Consider the following 12,665-nt stretch of genomic DNA (forward strand, 5'->3'; position numbering starts at 1 on the left):
GCCCCGATGGGGCTTTCCCGTCGAGGCCTTGTCAGTTGGCTGCTGCGTCTGTCGGGTCAGGCAACCACAACGGCGGCGCTGTCGCCGCGGGCGGCAATCACGCCGATGTCGTAGACCTGCTCACCGGCATCGCGCAGGGTTTTGGCCGTCGCCTGGGCATTGGCGGCGTCCACCACCACCACCATGCCGATGCCGTTGTTGAAGGTGCGGTTCATTTCGATGTCGTCGATACCGGCCGTTTTCTGCAGCCAGGCAAACAGCTCGGTCTGCGGCCAGCTGCCTTTTTTCAGGTGGGCGGCGGTGCCGTCGGGCAACACACGCGGAATGTTTTCCAGCAGGCCGCCACCGGTGATGTGGGCCAGGGCCTTGATCGGGTGGGCGGCCAGCGCAGCCAGCACGTTTTTGACGTAGAGGCGGGTTGGCTCCATCAAGGCGTTCTTGAAGGGTTTGCCGTCCAGCGTGGCGGGCAGGTCGTTGCCGGCACGCTCGATGCATTTGCGCACCAGGCTGAAACCGTTGGAATGCACGCCGCTGCTGGCCAGGCCCAGGACCACGTCGCCGGGTTTGACGTCTTTGCCGGTCAGGATTTTGGATTTTTCGACGGCGCCGACGGCAAAACCGGCCAGATCGTATTCGCCTTCGGGGTACATGCCGGGCATTTCAGCAGTTTCGCCGCCTATCAACGCGCAGCCGCTGAGCTCGCAACCCTTGGCGATGCCGCCGACCACGGCTGCGGCGGTGTCCACATCCAGCTTGCCGCAGGCGAAATAATCGAGGAAAAACAGCGGCTCGGCGCCTTGCACCAGCACGTCGTTGACACTCATGGCGACCAAGTCTATGCCCACGGTGTCGTGCATATTCCACTCAAAAGCCAGGCGCAGCTTGGTGCCCACGCCGTCGGTACCGCTGACCAGCACCGGCTCTTTGTAGCGTTTGGGCACCTCGAACAGGGCGCCAAAACCGCCAATACCGGCCAGCACCCCCTCGCGCATGGTTTTTTTGGCCAGGGGTTTGATGCGTTCAACCAGGGCGTCACCCGCGTCGATGTCAACGCCGGCGTCTTTGTAGCTCAGGGGGGAAGGAGAAGAGGTGGTCATGCTGCTTGGGTGGGTAGGCTGTGGTCTGGTTGCGGGCACCAAGCCCGATAGAATCCAGCCTAAGATTCTAAGGGTTCACCCCTGTCAGGCTGTATGCAATTTACTTCTACCCAAAAACGCACCGCGACCTGGTGTCTGATCGCCGCCCTGGTGGTGCTCGCGCTGTGGTTTCTTGGGCCGGTGTTGACCCCCTTTGTGGTGGCGGGTGTTTTGGCCTATGCGCTGGCGCCGCTGGTGGACAAACTGCAGGGCCGGCTGCCGCGTGTGTTGGCGGTTCTGATCGTGGAAACCGTGTTTATTTTGATTGTGTTGTCCATTTTGCTGCTGGTGGTGCCGATTTTTGCCAAGGAGCTGCCTTTGCTGCGTGAGCAGTTGCCGGTGCTGGCAGACCGGCTCAACAGCTCCTTAGGCCCCTGGCTGGCGCAGTTCGGCATCAAGGTCTCGCTGGACGTGGCCAGCATCCAGGGTTTTGTCCTCAAGTACCTGAATGCCAATGTGGAAGATGCTTTCGGCTCGGTTTTGTCCTCGCTGAAACTGGGCGGCAGCGTGGCGCTGGCCCTGGTCGGCAATCTGGTGCTGATCCCGGTGGCGCTGTTTTTCCTGCTCAAGGACTGGGACCGTTTCATCGCCCTGTTGCTCGAACTGGTGCCGCCCAAGATGCGCGCCTCGTTTGACAGTTTCATGGAAGAGGCCGATTCGGTGCTGGGCCAGTACCTGCGCGGCCAGTTGCTGGTGATGGCGGTGCTGGCGATTTATTTCAGCGTGGCGCTGGTGCTGTTCGGCTTCGATCTGGCCGTGCCTGTGGGCGTGTTCACCGGGATGGCCTTTTTTATCCCCTTCCTGGGCTTCGGCCTGGGCCTGATCCTGGCATTTCTGGCCGGGGTCTTGCAGTTTGGCAGCCTCTACGGCGTGCTGGTGGTGGCCGGGGTTTACGGCGCCGGACAACTGGTGGAGAGTTTTTACCTGACGCCGCGGCTGGTGGGCGAGCGTATCGGCCTGCACCCGCTGGCGGTTATTTTTGCCCTGCTGGCGTTTGGCCAGTTGTTTGGCTTTCTCGGCGTGCTGATTGCGTTGCCCAGCAGCGCGGTGCTGCTGGTCGCGATTCGCCGCGTGCGGGCCGGCTACATCGGCAGCCGGCTGTACCAGGGGTGATGCGGACCATGACTGGCATGAAACAAATTGCACTGGATATCGGGCTGGCCTCGCCGCCTTCACTCGCCAATTTTTTTGCGGGGCCTAACGAGGCGGCGCTCAAACACCTGGAACTGTGGGTCGGCAACAGCCTGCGCTCACCGGTGCCGACTTATCTGTGGGGCGAGCCCGGCAGCGGCAAGACCCATTTGCTCAAAGCCGTGAGTGAGGCCTTGCGCGAGCAGGGCGCCGCCGTCGGCTGGCTCGATGCCTCGATGATGGAGCCGCCCGAGTTCCAGGACAACTGGGCAGCGGTGATCATGGACGATTGCCATCTGTACACCGCGGTGCAGCAGCAGGCCGCGTTCAACTGGTTTGTCAACGCCCTGAACGCCGCTGATGGCCACCCCCGTTGGGTGCTGGCCGCCGGCAGCGCACCGCCGGCCGATCTGGCGCTGCGTGAAGACTTGCGCACCCGCCTGGGCTGGGGCCATGTGTTTGCCCTGCAGGCGCTGACCGAGCCGGAACGCCGGGCCGTGTTGCGCCAGGAAGCCGATGCGCGCGGTGTTTTCCTCAGCGACGACGCCATGGATTTCATCCTGAGCCGCTTCTCACGCGACTTGGGCCATTTGATGCAATTGCTGGATCAACTGGACGTGTACGCGCTGCAAACCAAACGCGCGATCACGATCCCGCTGATCAAGTCCATGCTGGAGAATTTGTGAAACTGGCTTTGTTTGACCTCGATCACACGCTGATCCCTTTTGATTCCGACTACGAGTGGGGCGAGTTCACGATCGCGCTGGGCTGGTGTGACGGCCACGAATTCAAGCGCCGCAATGCCGAGTTTTTCGCGCATTACCAGGCCGGCACCCTCGATGTGCACGACTATGTGCGTTTTGCCACCCAGGCCATCCGGGAGCAAGGCGCTGCAAAATCAATAGCTGCTCACGACCAGTTCATGCGGGACATCGTGCAAAGAGGCATCAAGGCGCAGGCGCTGGCGCTGGTTAAGCAACACCAGGCGGCGGGCGACCAGGTGGTGATCGTCACGGCCACCAACGAATTTGTGACCCGCCCCATTGCCACCGCCTTTGGCGTGACGGAACTGATTGCCGTCGAGCTGGAGCGCGACGCGCATGGCCTGCTGACCGGCGAAATCCGCGGCACGCCGTCTTTTCGTGAAGGCAAGGTGACCCCGGGTCCAGCAGTGGCTGGCCGATCGCGGGCTGGACTGGGACACGGTGGAAACCACGTTTTACACCGACTCCCTGAACGACCTGCCTTTGCTGGAAAAAGTCACCCATCCGGTGGCCACCAATCCCGACGACCGCCTGCGGGCGATCGCCACCGAGCGCGGATGGCGCATACTTGAGCTGTTCTAACTGCTACAGACCGTGGCCCTTGCCCTGCAAGCGCGGCCGGTCCGGCAAAATCTCCTGATTCAATGATCAAAAAATTTATCGACAAGCTGTTTGGCAAATCCGACAGCGCCGCCAACAGCGCCAAGCGGCCCAAAAAATCCATGTTCGGCGAACGCCGCGAAGTGGGCCCCAAAGACCACGGGATTGATCCCAAACTGGTCGACGAACGCGCCATGGACGTGGTGCGCACCCTCAAGCAGGCCGGTTACGAGGCTTATGTGGTGGGCGGTGCGGTGCGCGACCTGCTGGTCGGCTTGCGCCCCAAAGACTTTGACGTGGCCACCGATGCAACGCCCGAGCAGGTGAAAAGCCTGTTCCGCCGCGCCTTCATCATAGGTCGGCGTTTTCGCATTGTTCACGTGATCTACGGCCGCGGCCGCGAGCATGAGGTGATCGAGGTCTCGACCTTCCGAGCCCATCTGGACAGCAGCCAGGCCGAACAGGTTGGCGGCAACGAACGCACCAGCAAAAGCGAACTCGCTGGCATGAAACACGCTGTGGACGCCTCCGGCCGGGTGCTGCGTGACAACGTCTGGGGCCCGATGGAAGAAGACGCCGCGCGGCGCGACTTCACCATCAACGCCATGTATTACGACCCGGAAACACAAATCGTGGTCGACTACCACCACGGCATCCGCGACGCGAAGAAAAAAATCATCCGCATGATTGGCGACCCCGGCCACGCGTTACCGCGAAGACCCGGTGCGTATCATCCGCGCCGTGCGTTTTTCGGCCAAGCTCAGCGCGCTGGGTTTCACTTTCGAAGAAAAGACCGTGGCCCCTTTGCGCGCCATGAAAGGCCTGCTGGCCGATGTGCCGCAGTCGCGCCTGTTTGACGAAATGCTCAAGCTGCTGCAAACCGGCCATGCGCTGGCCAGCATCGCGCAACTCAAATTCCTGGGCCTGAACACCGGCATCTACCCGCTGCTGGACGTGGTGGTGGACACGGCGGAAGAACCCTTTTTGCAACTGGCCCTGCGCGACACCGACCGCCGCGTCGGTGAAGGCAAACCCGTGGCGCCCAGCTTTTTGCTGTCCTGTGTGTTGTGGGCCGATGTGCGCGAAGGCTGGGCGCGGCGCCGCAAGCAGGGCGAACATGTCATGCCGGCGCTGCAGGACGCGATCGACGATGCCTTCAACGCCAAGATCGGCGATGTTTCGGGCCGCGGCAAGCTGGGCACGGACATGCGCGAGATCTGGACCATGCAGCCGCGTTTTGAAAAACGCAGCGGCAGCTCGCCTTATTCCTTGTTGGAGCAACCACGTTTCCGCGCCGGTTTTGACTTCCTGCGCCTGCGTGCGCAAACCGGCGAAGTCGATACCGAGCTGGCCGAGTGGTGGGAAAAGTTCAGCACCGCCTATGACGACGAGCGTCATGAAATGATCGAGCAGGCTCGCCTGGCGCAACTGCAAAAACCGCAGCAGCCGCGCACCCGGGTCAAACGCAGTGATGGTGATGCGCCGCGCAAGGCGGCAAACGCTGACAACAACCCGGATGCAGTCCGGATGCCGCCCGCAGAACAAGGCGAGCCCGGTGAATCGGGTGAATCCGGAGATGCGGCACCTGCCAAAAAGCGCCGGCGCCGCCGCAAGCCCGTCAACCGCGAAGCCGGTGCGGCGCCTGCCAGCCCAGCGTCCGACGGCCAAGCCGACTTCTGAGTCTGGCCATGGGTGCGGGTGAACACCCGTCTGATCGCACCGTCACGGCCTACGTGGCCATCGGTGCCAATCTGGGGGCGGCCAGTGCTGCCGTGCTGCAGGCGATGGTCGCACTGGATGGCCTGCCGCTGACCCGCGTCACCCGGCGCTCCAGCCTGTACCAGACCCGGGCATTGTCCAATGAAGATGGGGTGGAGCGTGAGGCCGCCGGCCCGGACTACATCAATGCCGTGGTGGAACTGGAAACCGGCCTCACGGCGCCGGCTTTGCTGGATCAGCTTCAGCAACTCGAGCAAAGCGCCGGTCGTGAGCGGCCTTACCGCAACGCGCCGCGCACGCTGGATCTGGACCTGTTGTTGTATGGCCGCGCCAGCATCCACTCCGCGCGGCTGATCGTTCCGCATCCACGCATGACGCAGCGCGCTTTTGTGCTGTTGCCATTGGCGGAAATTGCCCCGGCGCTGGTGCCCCAAACACAACGCGACGCGGTGGCGGATCAGACGATACAGCGACTGGACTGAATGTTGTTCAGGGCGCCAGCCGCTCACGCAACCAGCCGCCATTTTCTTGCAGCGTGTAACGCAAGCGGTCATGCAGCCGGCTTTTGCGGCCTTGCCAGAACTGCCAATTGTCCGGCTTGAGCCGGTAGCCGCCCCAATGCGGCGGACGCGGCGGTTGCAGTAAAAACTTTGCGCCGTATTTGGCGGCATTGGCAACCAGCACGCTGCGATTGGCGATCACCTGGCTTTGCGGGCTGGCCCAGGCGCCTATGCGGGAGTCCAGCGGCCGGCTGTGGAAGTAGGCGTCGCTTTCTTCGGCGGACACTTTTTCGACCACACCTTCGATACGCACCACCCGTTCCAGTTCGACCCAGTGAAACTGCAGGGCAGCGTACGGGTTGGTCGCCAGTTCCTGGCCCTTGCGGCTGTCGTAATTGGTGAACCAGGTGATGCCGCGTTCGTCATACCCTTTGATCAGCACAATACGTGTCGAAGGGCGACCGTTGCCGGCCACCGTCGCCAGGGTCATGGCATTGGGCTCGGGCACCTCGGCGCGTATGGCTTCCTGCAGCCACTGGTCGAATTGCAGGAGCGGGTCGGCCTGTGAGGCCTCTTCGTTGAGTTCGGCGCGTTCGTAACTTTTGCGCAGGTCGGCGATGGCGGAAGAAGGGCTCATGTCTGCAATTGTGCCCGCTCGATTAGGCTGATTAGGTGTTGGGTCTTGAAAACGAATAATTATTCGTTTATATTGCCTGATCTCATGAAACCCAAAGACGACGAAAAGCAGCGCGCGATTGCCGAGGCCACCTTTGAACGGGTGGCCCAGACCGGTTTGAGCGGCCTGACCATGGCCGATATCGCCAGGACGGCGGGCATCGCCACCAGCACCTTGTACGTGTATTACCCGTCGAAAGACGAGCTGATCAGCCAGCTTTACCAGGACGCCAAAACCGCCACCATGCAGCGCTTGATGGAAGGCGTGGAGCCGGGCACCCCGTTGCGCAGCCGGGTGCGCCGCCTCTGGAGCAACCTGTTACGACACCGGCTGGAACGTTACGCCGAGGTGGTTTTTCAGGAGCAGTATTACAACTCCCCGTGGTTCACCCAGGGCAACCGCGAGTTGTCGACCCGGCTGGCGGCTGGTTTTTTCGCGCTGATGGAAGAGGGCCAGCAACAGGAGATTTTTAAACCGGTGCCGCTGCCTTTGTTGACGGCCAGTCTCCTGGGTTCGGTGCGGGAAACCGCCAACCTGATCCGGACCCAGGTCTTGCCCGATGACGAAGCGGTGCATCTGGCGGCCTTTACTCTGTGCTGGGATGCGATCAAGGCTTGAATAGTACTCGCGACATCAAAAGTTTTCTCATTTAAGCGAATAAAAATTCGCCAACCAATTTTCTTGTTAACTTCTATTTCACAAGGAGCTTCACGATGCCCACCCTGAACATCAACGGCAAAGACATGGCCGTCAGCGCCGACGAATCCACCCCCATCCTCTGGGCCTTGCGCGACACCTTGGGTATGACGGGCACCAAGTTCGGCTGCGGCGCGGCCTTGTGCGGCGCCTGCACCGTGCACCTGAACGGCGCGGCCATCCGTTCCTGCGTGACGCCGATTTCGTCGGCCGTGGGCCAGAAAATCACCACCATCGAAGCCGTGGCCAGCGACCGTGTCGGCCGGGCGGTTCAGCAGGCCTGGGTCAAACACGATGTGGCGCAATGTGGTTATTGCCAGAGTGGCCAGGTGATGAGTGCCACCGCCTTGCTTAAAACCAAGCCTAAACCAACCGACGCGGACATCAATGCGGCCATGGCCGGCAACATCTGCCGCTGCGGCACTTACGTACGTATCCGCGCTGCCATCAAAGACGCCGCCTTGACCCTGGCTTGAAGGAGATCAGCATGTACACCTCGACACCGTTCAATATCGCCGATCAACTGCCAAAAGGCCTGCAAGCCCTGATGTACCGGGCGCAAGGCGCTATGGATAATGAAGCGAGTGGCCTGCAGCGGCGCAGCTTTCTCAAGGTCGTCAGCGCCAGTGGTTTTGCGCTGGGCGCTTTCCCCTTGCTGACGCAGGCGCAGGCCCAGGCAGCGACCCCTGCCGCTGCCGCCAGCGCCTTGAAGCCGACGCAGCAGCCCTCGGCTTTTGTACACATCGCCAAAGACGGCACGGTTACCGTGACCATCAACCGCCTTGATTTCGGACAAGGTGTGCAGACCGGCCTGCCCATGATCCTGGCCGAAGAACTGGACGCGGACTGGCGCCTGGTGAAAAGCCAGCACGGCAATGCCGATCCGGCTTATGCCGATCCGGTGATGGGCATGCACCTCACGGGCGGGTCCAGCGCGATCAAAAATTCCTACACGCAATACCGCGAACTTGGGGCCCGTACCCGGGCCATGCTGGTGGCGGCGGCCGCGGCGCAGTGGGGCGTGGACGCGAGCAGCCTGCGCACCCGCGAAGGTGTGGTGATCGGCCCCGGCGGCAAACGCCTGGGTTACGGCGAACTTGCCGAAGCCGCCATGTTGCAGCCGGTGCCGGAGAAGGTCACGCTCAAGGACCCGAAACAGTTCCGCATCATCGGCAAGCCCACGGGCCGGCTGGACGCACGCGCCAAATCCAGCGGCGGCCAGAGTTACGGCATCGACACCCGCCTGCCCGGCATGTTGACGGCGGTGGTGGCACATCCGCCGGTGTTTGCCGGCAAGGTCAAATCGCTGGACGACGCGGCGGCCCGTGCCGTTCCCGGCGTGAAGGCCGTGTTACGTGTGCCGCTGGACCGCGGCGGCGAAGGTGTGGCCGTGGTGGCCGAGGGTTATTGGGCGGCCAAGCAGGGCCGCGACGCGCTCAAGGTCGACTGGGACACCAGCACCGTGGAAAAGGTCGACAGCGCCCAGCAACTGGCCAGCTACCGCGCGCTGGCGCAGACAAGCGGTGCGCTCAAATACAACGCTGATGTCAGCCCGTTGGCCACGGCGCCGAAAAAAATCAGCGCCGAGTTTGTGTTTCCTTACCTGGCCCATGCGCCCATGGAGCCGCTCAATTGCACGGTGCAACTGAGCGGGCAGGGCGCGGATACCAAGGCCGAACTCTGGCTGGGCACACAAATGCCCGGGCTGGATACCTTGGCGGCGTCCCAGGTGTTGGGGGTGGCGCCGCAAAACCTCAAGATGAACGTGCAGATGGCCGGTGGCGGTTTTGGCCGCCGCGGCATTCCCAGCAGCGACTACGTGGTCGAAGCCTGCGCGGTGGCGAAAGCGGCGCGCACTGCCGGGCTGACAGCCGCCGTGCGGACCTTGTGGAGCCGCGAGGACGACATCAAGGGCGGTTATTACCGTCCCATGCATGTGCACCGTGCAGAGATCGGTCTGGACGCGCAGGGCAAAATTCTGGCCTGGGACCATGTGATTGTTGGCCAGTCCATCATCGCCGGTTCGCCGTTTGAGCCTTTCATGGTCAAGGACGGTGTGGACGCCACCATGGTCGAAGGCATGAAAGAGCCTTATGACATTCCGATGCGGCTGTCGGTGCATCATCCCAAACTCAATGTGCCGGTTTTGTGGTGGCGCAGTGTCGGTTCCACCCATACCGCGTATGTGATGGAAACACTGATCGACGAGGTCGCGCGCAGCGCCGGGCAAGACCCGGTGGCTTACCGCCTCCAGCGGTTTGGCGACAAACATCCGCGCCATCGCGCCGCGTTGCAACTGGCCGTGAGCAAGTCCGGTTACGGCAAACGCACGCTGGCCGCGGGGCGTGCCTGGGGCGTGGCGGTGCATGAGTCTTTCAACACCGTGGTGGCCTATGTGGTGGAGGCCTCGGTCAAGGGCACGACACCGGTGTTACATGCCGTCACGGCAGGTGTGCATTGCAACCTCGCCATCAACCCGACCAGCATCGAAGCGCAGATCCAGGGCGCGGCACTGATGGGTTTGTCCATGTGTTTGCCGGGTGCGGCCATCACCCTGAAAGAAGGCGTGGTCGAGCAAAGCAATTTTGGCGACTACCAGGTGCCGCGTATCACCGACATGCCCACGGTGGCCGTGTTCATAGCTCCCAGTGCCGACGCACCCACCGGCCTGGGTGAGCCCGGCCTGCCGCCGCTGGCGCCGGCTTTCGCCAATGCGATCGCGAAGCTGACAGGCCAGGCGCCGCGCGAGCTGCCCTTCAAGCTGGCGTGATGAATACAACCCGGCCCACGGTGCTGGTGCTGGCCTCGGGCCGCGGTGAACGTTTCGCCGCCTCGGGCGGCGGCGTCCATAAATTGCAGGCCTTGCTGGCGGGCAAGCCGGTGTTGCAACACACGCTGGATGCCGTGATGGCCAGCGGCTTGCCCTGGCATCTTGAAAGTGTGGGCCATCCCGGCATGGGGGATTCGATCGCCGCGGCCGTGCGCGCCACGCCAGAGGCGGCGGGTTGGCTGGTGCTGCCGGGCGATTTGCCGCTGGTGCAGGCCGGCACCTTGCGCGCCGTGGCTGAGGCCCTGGCGCAACACGCGGTGGTGATTCCCATGTACCAGGGCGCGCGCGGCCACCCGGTCGCTTTTTCGGCCGCCTGCCGCGATGGTCTTCTGAATTTGGAAGGAAATCAGGGTGCAGCCCCCGTGGTACGGGCGCAAGAAGCTATGAATTCAGTAGCATTTCTGGCGCTGGACGATGTGGGTACGGTGACCGACATTGACACGGTGGACGATCTGGCGCGCGCCGAGCAGTGGCTCGCGGCACGTTGAAGAACGACTCTTCGAAGAGCTTATGTCTCCCCGCATTTCCCAGCAGGGGCCGCGGGACTGGCTTTGCCAGACCGCAGGCGCAGCGCCCCCTAGGGGCAGAGAGCTACGCGAAGCGAGCGAACGTGGGGGCCTAGCTTCTTGTGATCACGGCACAGGCCAGGCGTGGCCCCGAATTCCCGGTCGGCTGGGTTTTGTAGTCGTCGGGGTCGCGGTGAACAATCAGGCCTTTGCCGACGATGTCGATGATGCCGCTGCCGACGGCAATTGTGCTGGACTCGAAGCTGAAGCTGGCAACGCCGCTGGCGTCGGCTTTCAGGCTGGGCAAATCGCCGGTGTGGTGCGGGCTCATGGCGTGGTTGCCATGCGCAACGCCGGTGGGGTTGAAGTGCCCGCCGGCGCTCATGCCGTCGCCGCTGGAGCAATCGCCTTTTTCATGCACATGAAAGCCGTGTTCGGTGTTGGGCGGCAGGCCGCGCACTTCGCCGCTGACCTGGACCTTGTCACCCGCCTGCACAAAACGGACATTGCCGCTGGTGCTGCTGCCGGTGGTGGCTTGCAACTGGGCCGTGGCGCGGGGGCCACCGGGGTTGCCGGCGCAAGCACTGAGCAAAACGGCCGAGCTGAACAACAAAATCAGACCTGGTTTCATGTGTTTCTCCGGTGTGGTGTCACAAGGGCCAAAGGTGTGCCGACTTTAGGCCTCGCGCGCATCGCTGGCAAGGCCTGCTTGTGACAACTTGAGGAGGCGTGCCAGCGCCGCATCCGAAATGCCATGGCTTTGCAGGCTTTCCAGGGTCTGGCGTGCATAGTCGTGGGTGGTGCCGTAACGCCCGCAGGCGTCGGCAAAAATCTGCCGGTAACGGGCTTCGCTCAACTCGCCGGTGTAGTTGGGGCTGCGCCGCGACAGGGTGAACGCTAGCGCCTGGACCGGCCCTTTGCCGGTGTGGCAACGCAGCCAGCGTGGGTCGTAGACCCCGGTGACCATCTCGCGCAGCCACAGCCTGGCCACCACCTCCCGCACCTCATGTTTGGGTATTCGGTAGACCACGCCGTGGCAACTGCCGCCCGAGAGCAGTGCAAACACCAGTCCGGGGCATTCCGGTGTGCCGCGGTTGATGCGGCTCCACATCTTCAGCGCGCGGTGCCAGCCATGTACCGTGGCGCGTTGCCGCTCGGCAAACTCGAAGTCCGGCCGCCAGATCAGCGAGGCGTAGCCGAACACCCAGAGGTCGTCCTTGCCGCCCCACTGGTGCAAAAAATGCGCCAGCATGGGGGCAGGATCACGCAAGGTCAGCAGGTCTAGATTCGGCAATTTTTCCACCACCACACTTTACAATGGCCGTTCTGCGTCCGCCATCCTGCAGCCTTTGCAGCGATGCCGGCAGCGCCAGTTTTTACGGAGATATCGACATGGCTTCCCCCTCTGATGATGACCAGCAACGTGTTGCCCTGGGTCTTGTGTTTGCGATCGTCGCGCTGGTGGTCGCTGCGGTGATCGGTACCGCGGTGGGGCACCGTGGCAGCAGCACGGCGAAGTCCGTGGCGGCGGCTGCTGCCCCTGCGGCCCCAGCCGCGGTCGTGGATGTGGCCCCCGGCTCCACGCCGCTGTCGGCACAGGCGGCCGCCGATGCGGCCAGCATCACGGTGGAATATGGCGTGGTGAAGTTTTATTTTGCGTCCGGTAAAGCCGACCTGGCAGCCGGCGCCACTGAGGCGCTGGTCGACGTGGTCAAAGGCGCGCAGGGCGGCAAAAAAGTGATCATTTCGGGTTTTCACGATGCCAAGGGCAACGCCCAGCTGAATGCCGAACTGGCCAAGCAACGTGCGCTGGCCGTGCGTGATGCATTGAAGGCGGCCGGTGTGGCAGAGAGCCAGATCACGCTGGAGAAACCCGCACAAACGGCGGGCAGCGGCAGCGACGCCGAAGCGCGCCGGGTCGAAATCACCCTGCAATAAGGGCGACCATCGCCGCACCCTGGCGGTGATCAAAGAAGCAAAGAAGGGCCTGTTCAGGCCCTTCTTTTTTTTTGTCCTTCATCGGTAACCGGTCTGTACCCGATCGCTTCCCAAAGGATTGGTAACCCAGTAGGATGGATGAAGTAATAAAGTTACGAATCCACTCTCC

General features: G+C 62.8%; 12 protein-coding genes and 2 pseudogenes. 10 read left to right on the forward strand and 4 right to left on the reverse strand.

The features are described from left to right. Positions 1 to 56: 56 nt before the first annotated feature. On the reverse strand, positions 57 to 1,097 hold the full coding sequence (gene purM, locus ACHMXK_RS06180; protein WP_397438603.1) for a phosphoribosylformylglycinamidine cyclo-ligase: 1,041 nt from the start codon (positions 1,095 to 1,097) through the stop codon (positions 57 to 59). A gap of 93 nt (positions 1,098 to 1,190) precedes the next feature. Here purM and ACHMXK_RS06185 point away from each other — a divergent pair, with 93 nt between their 5' ends. From ACHMXK_RS06185 to folK, 5 genes and pseudogenes are all read left to right on the forward strand, one after another. Beyond that, positions 1,191 to 2,249, forward strand: a complete 1,059-nt coding sequence (locus ACHMXK_RS06185) for an AI-2E family transporter (protein ID WP_397438605.1) — start codon at positions 1,191 to 1,193, stop codon at positions 2,247 to 2,249. A gap of 17 nt (positions 2,250 to 2,266) precedes the next feature. Then, positions 2,267 to 2,953 (forward strand): DnaA regulatory inactivator Hda, encoded by a 687-nt coding sequence (gene hda, locus ACHMXK_RS06190; protein ID WP_318407857.1) that lies wholly within the window; start codon positions 2,267 to 2,269, stop codon positions 2,951 to 2,953. Then, positions 2,950 to 3,613, forward strand: a pseudogene (locus tag ACHMXK_RS06195) (HAD family hydrolase). Before hda ends, ACHMXK_RS06195 begins: the two are co-directional and overlap by 4 nt. A 62-nt stretch (positions 3,614 to 3,675) precedes the next feature. After that, a pseudogene (gene pcnB, locus ACHMXK_RS06200) lies at positions 3,676 to 5,311 on the forward strand (polynucleotide adenylyltransferase PcnB). An 8-nt stretch (positions 5,312 to 5,319) separates the two neighbouring features. Continuing rightward, positions 5,320 to 5,832 carry a 2-amino-4-hydroxy-6-hydroxymethyldihydropteridine diphosphokinase gene (gene folK / locus ACHMXK_RS06205; protein ID WP_397438607.1) on the forward strand — a complete coding sequence of 171 codons (513 nt, stop codon included), beginning with the start codon at positions 5,320 to 5,322 and terminating at the stop codon, positions 5,830 to 5,832. Positions 5,833 to 5,839: 7 nt separating this feature from the next. Here folK and pdxH read toward each other — a convergent pair whose 3' ends face one another. Beyond that, the gene (pdxH, locus tag ACHMXK_RS06210; RefSeq protein WP_397438609.1) at positions 5,840 to 6,487 is read right to left on the reverse strand and encodes a pyridoxamine 5'-phosphate oxidase; all 648 of its coding nucleotides are present in this window, start codon (positions 6,485 to 6,487) and stop codon (positions 5,840 to 5,842) included. A gap of 84 nt (positions 6,488 to 6,571) precedes the next feature. Here pdxH and ACHMXK_RS06215 point away from each other — a divergent pair, with 84 nt between their 5' ends. The 4 genes from ACHMXK_RS06215 to ACHMXK_RS06230 all read left to right on the forward strand — a co-directional run bounded on the left by ACHMXK_RS06215 (position 6,572) and on the right by ACHMXK_RS06230 (position 10,540). Continuing rightward, positions 6,572 to 7,144, forward strand: a complete 573-nt coding sequence (locus ACHMXK_RS06215; RefSeq protein WP_397438612.1) for a TetR/AcrR family transcriptional regulator — start codon at positions 6,572 to 6,574, stop codon at positions 7,142 to 7,144. Between the two features lie 95 nt (positions 7,145 to 7,239). Beyond that, positions 7,240 to 7,698, forward strand: coding sequence for a (2Fe-2S)-binding protein (locus tag ACHMXK_RS06220; protein ID WP_397438614.1), 459 nt, complete (start codon positions 7,240 to 7,242; stop codon positions 7,696 to 7,698). 11 nt (positions 7,699 to 7,709) lie between these two features. Next, on the forward strand, positions 7,710 to 9,992 hold the full coding sequence (locus tag ACHMXK_RS06225; protein WP_397438616.1) for a molybdopterin cofactor-binding domain-containing protein: 2,283 nt from the start codon (positions 7,710 to 7,712) through the stop codon (positions 9,990 to 9,992). Continuing rightward, entirely contained in the window at positions 9,992 to 10,540 is a 549-nt protein-coding gene (locus tag ACHMXK_RS06230; RefSeq protein ID WP_397438618.1) for an NTP transferase domain-containing protein, read from the forward strand. The genes ACHMXK_RS06225 and ACHMXK_RS06230 overlap by 1 nt, the downstream gene beginning before the upstream one ends. 130 nt (positions 10,541 to 10,670) lie before the next feature. Here ACHMXK_RS06230 and ACHMXK_RS06235 read toward each other — a convergent pair whose 3' ends face one another. Next, complete coding sequence (locus tag ACHMXK_RS06235; RefSeq protein WP_397438620.1) at positions 10,671 to 11,189, reverse strand: superoxide dismutase family protein; 519 nt, start codon at positions 11,187 to 11,189, stop codon at positions 10,671 to 10,673. 45 nt (positions 11,190 to 11,234) lie between these two features. After that, a complete protein-coding gene (locus ACHMXK_RS06240) occupies positions 11,235 to 11,810 on the reverse strand; it encodes a gamma-glutamylcyclotransferase (RefSeq protein WP_397442456.1) in 576 nt (191 codons plus the stop codon). Positions 11,811 to 11,944: 134 nt separating this feature from the next. Between ACHMXK_RS06240 and ACHMXK_RS06245 the strand changes: the two genes are divergently transcribed. Beyond that, positions 11,945 to 12,496 (forward strand): OmpA family protein, encoded by a 552-nt coding sequence (locus tag ACHMXK_RS06245; RefSeq protein ID WP_397442457.1) that lies wholly within the window; start codon positions 11,945 to 11,947, stop codon positions 12,494 to 12,496. The last annotated feature ends 169 nt before the right edge of the window (positions 12,497 to 12,665 follow it).

This window comes from Polaromonas sp. UC242_47 (genome assembly GCF_044452385.1).
In the GTDB taxonomy this organism is placed as follows: domain Bacteria; phylum Pseudomonadota; class Gammaproteobacteria; order Burkholderiales; family Burkholderiaceae_C; genus Polaromonas.

Bases quoted from the DNA above. Each gene is read 5' to 3' on its own strand.
- hda (WP_318407857.1), top strand. From the start codon at position 2,267: ATGAAACAAATTGCACTGGATATCGGGCTGGCCTCGCCGCCTTCACTC.
- ACHMXK_RS06185 (WP_397438605.1), top strand. From the start codon at position 1,191: ATGCAATTTACTTCTACCCAAAAACGCACCGCGACCTGGTGTCTGATC.
- folK (WP_397438607.1), top strand. From the start codon at position 5,320: ATGGGTGCGGGTGAACACCCGTCTGATCGCACCGTCACGGCCTACGTG.
- ACHMXK_RS06240 (WP_397442456.1), bottom strand. From the start codon at position 11,810: ATGCTGGCGCATTTTTTGCACCAGTGGGGCGGCAAGGACGACCTCTGG.
- ACHMXK_RS06230 (WP_397438618.1), top strand. From the start codon at position 9,992: ATGAATACAACCCGGCCCACGGTGCTGGTGCTGGCCTCGGGCCGCGGT.
- ACHMXK_RS06225 (WP_397438616.1), top strand. From the start codon at position 7,710: ATGTACACCTCGACACCGTTCAATATCGCCGATCAACTGCCAAAAGGC.
- purM (WP_397438603.1), bottom strand. From the start codon at position 1,097: ATGACCACCTCTTCTCCTTCCCCCCTGAGCTACAAAGACGCCGGCGTT.
- pdxH (WP_397438609.1), bottom strand. From the start codon at position 6,487: ATGAGCCCTTCTTCCGCCATCGCCGACCTGCGCAAAAGTTACGAACGC.
- ACHMXK_RS06215 (WP_397438612.1), top strand. From the start codon at position 6,572: ATGAAACCCAAAGACGACGAAAAGCAGCGCGCGATTGCCGAGGCCACC.
- ACHMXK_RS06235 (WP_397438620.1), bottom strand. From the start codon at position 11,189: ATGAAACCAGGTCTGATTTTGTTGTTCAGCTCGGCCGTTTTGCTCAGT.
- ACHMXK_RS06220 (WP_397438614.1), top strand. From the start codon at position 7,240: ATGCCCACCCTGAACATCAACGGCAAAGACATGGCCGTCAGCGCCGAC.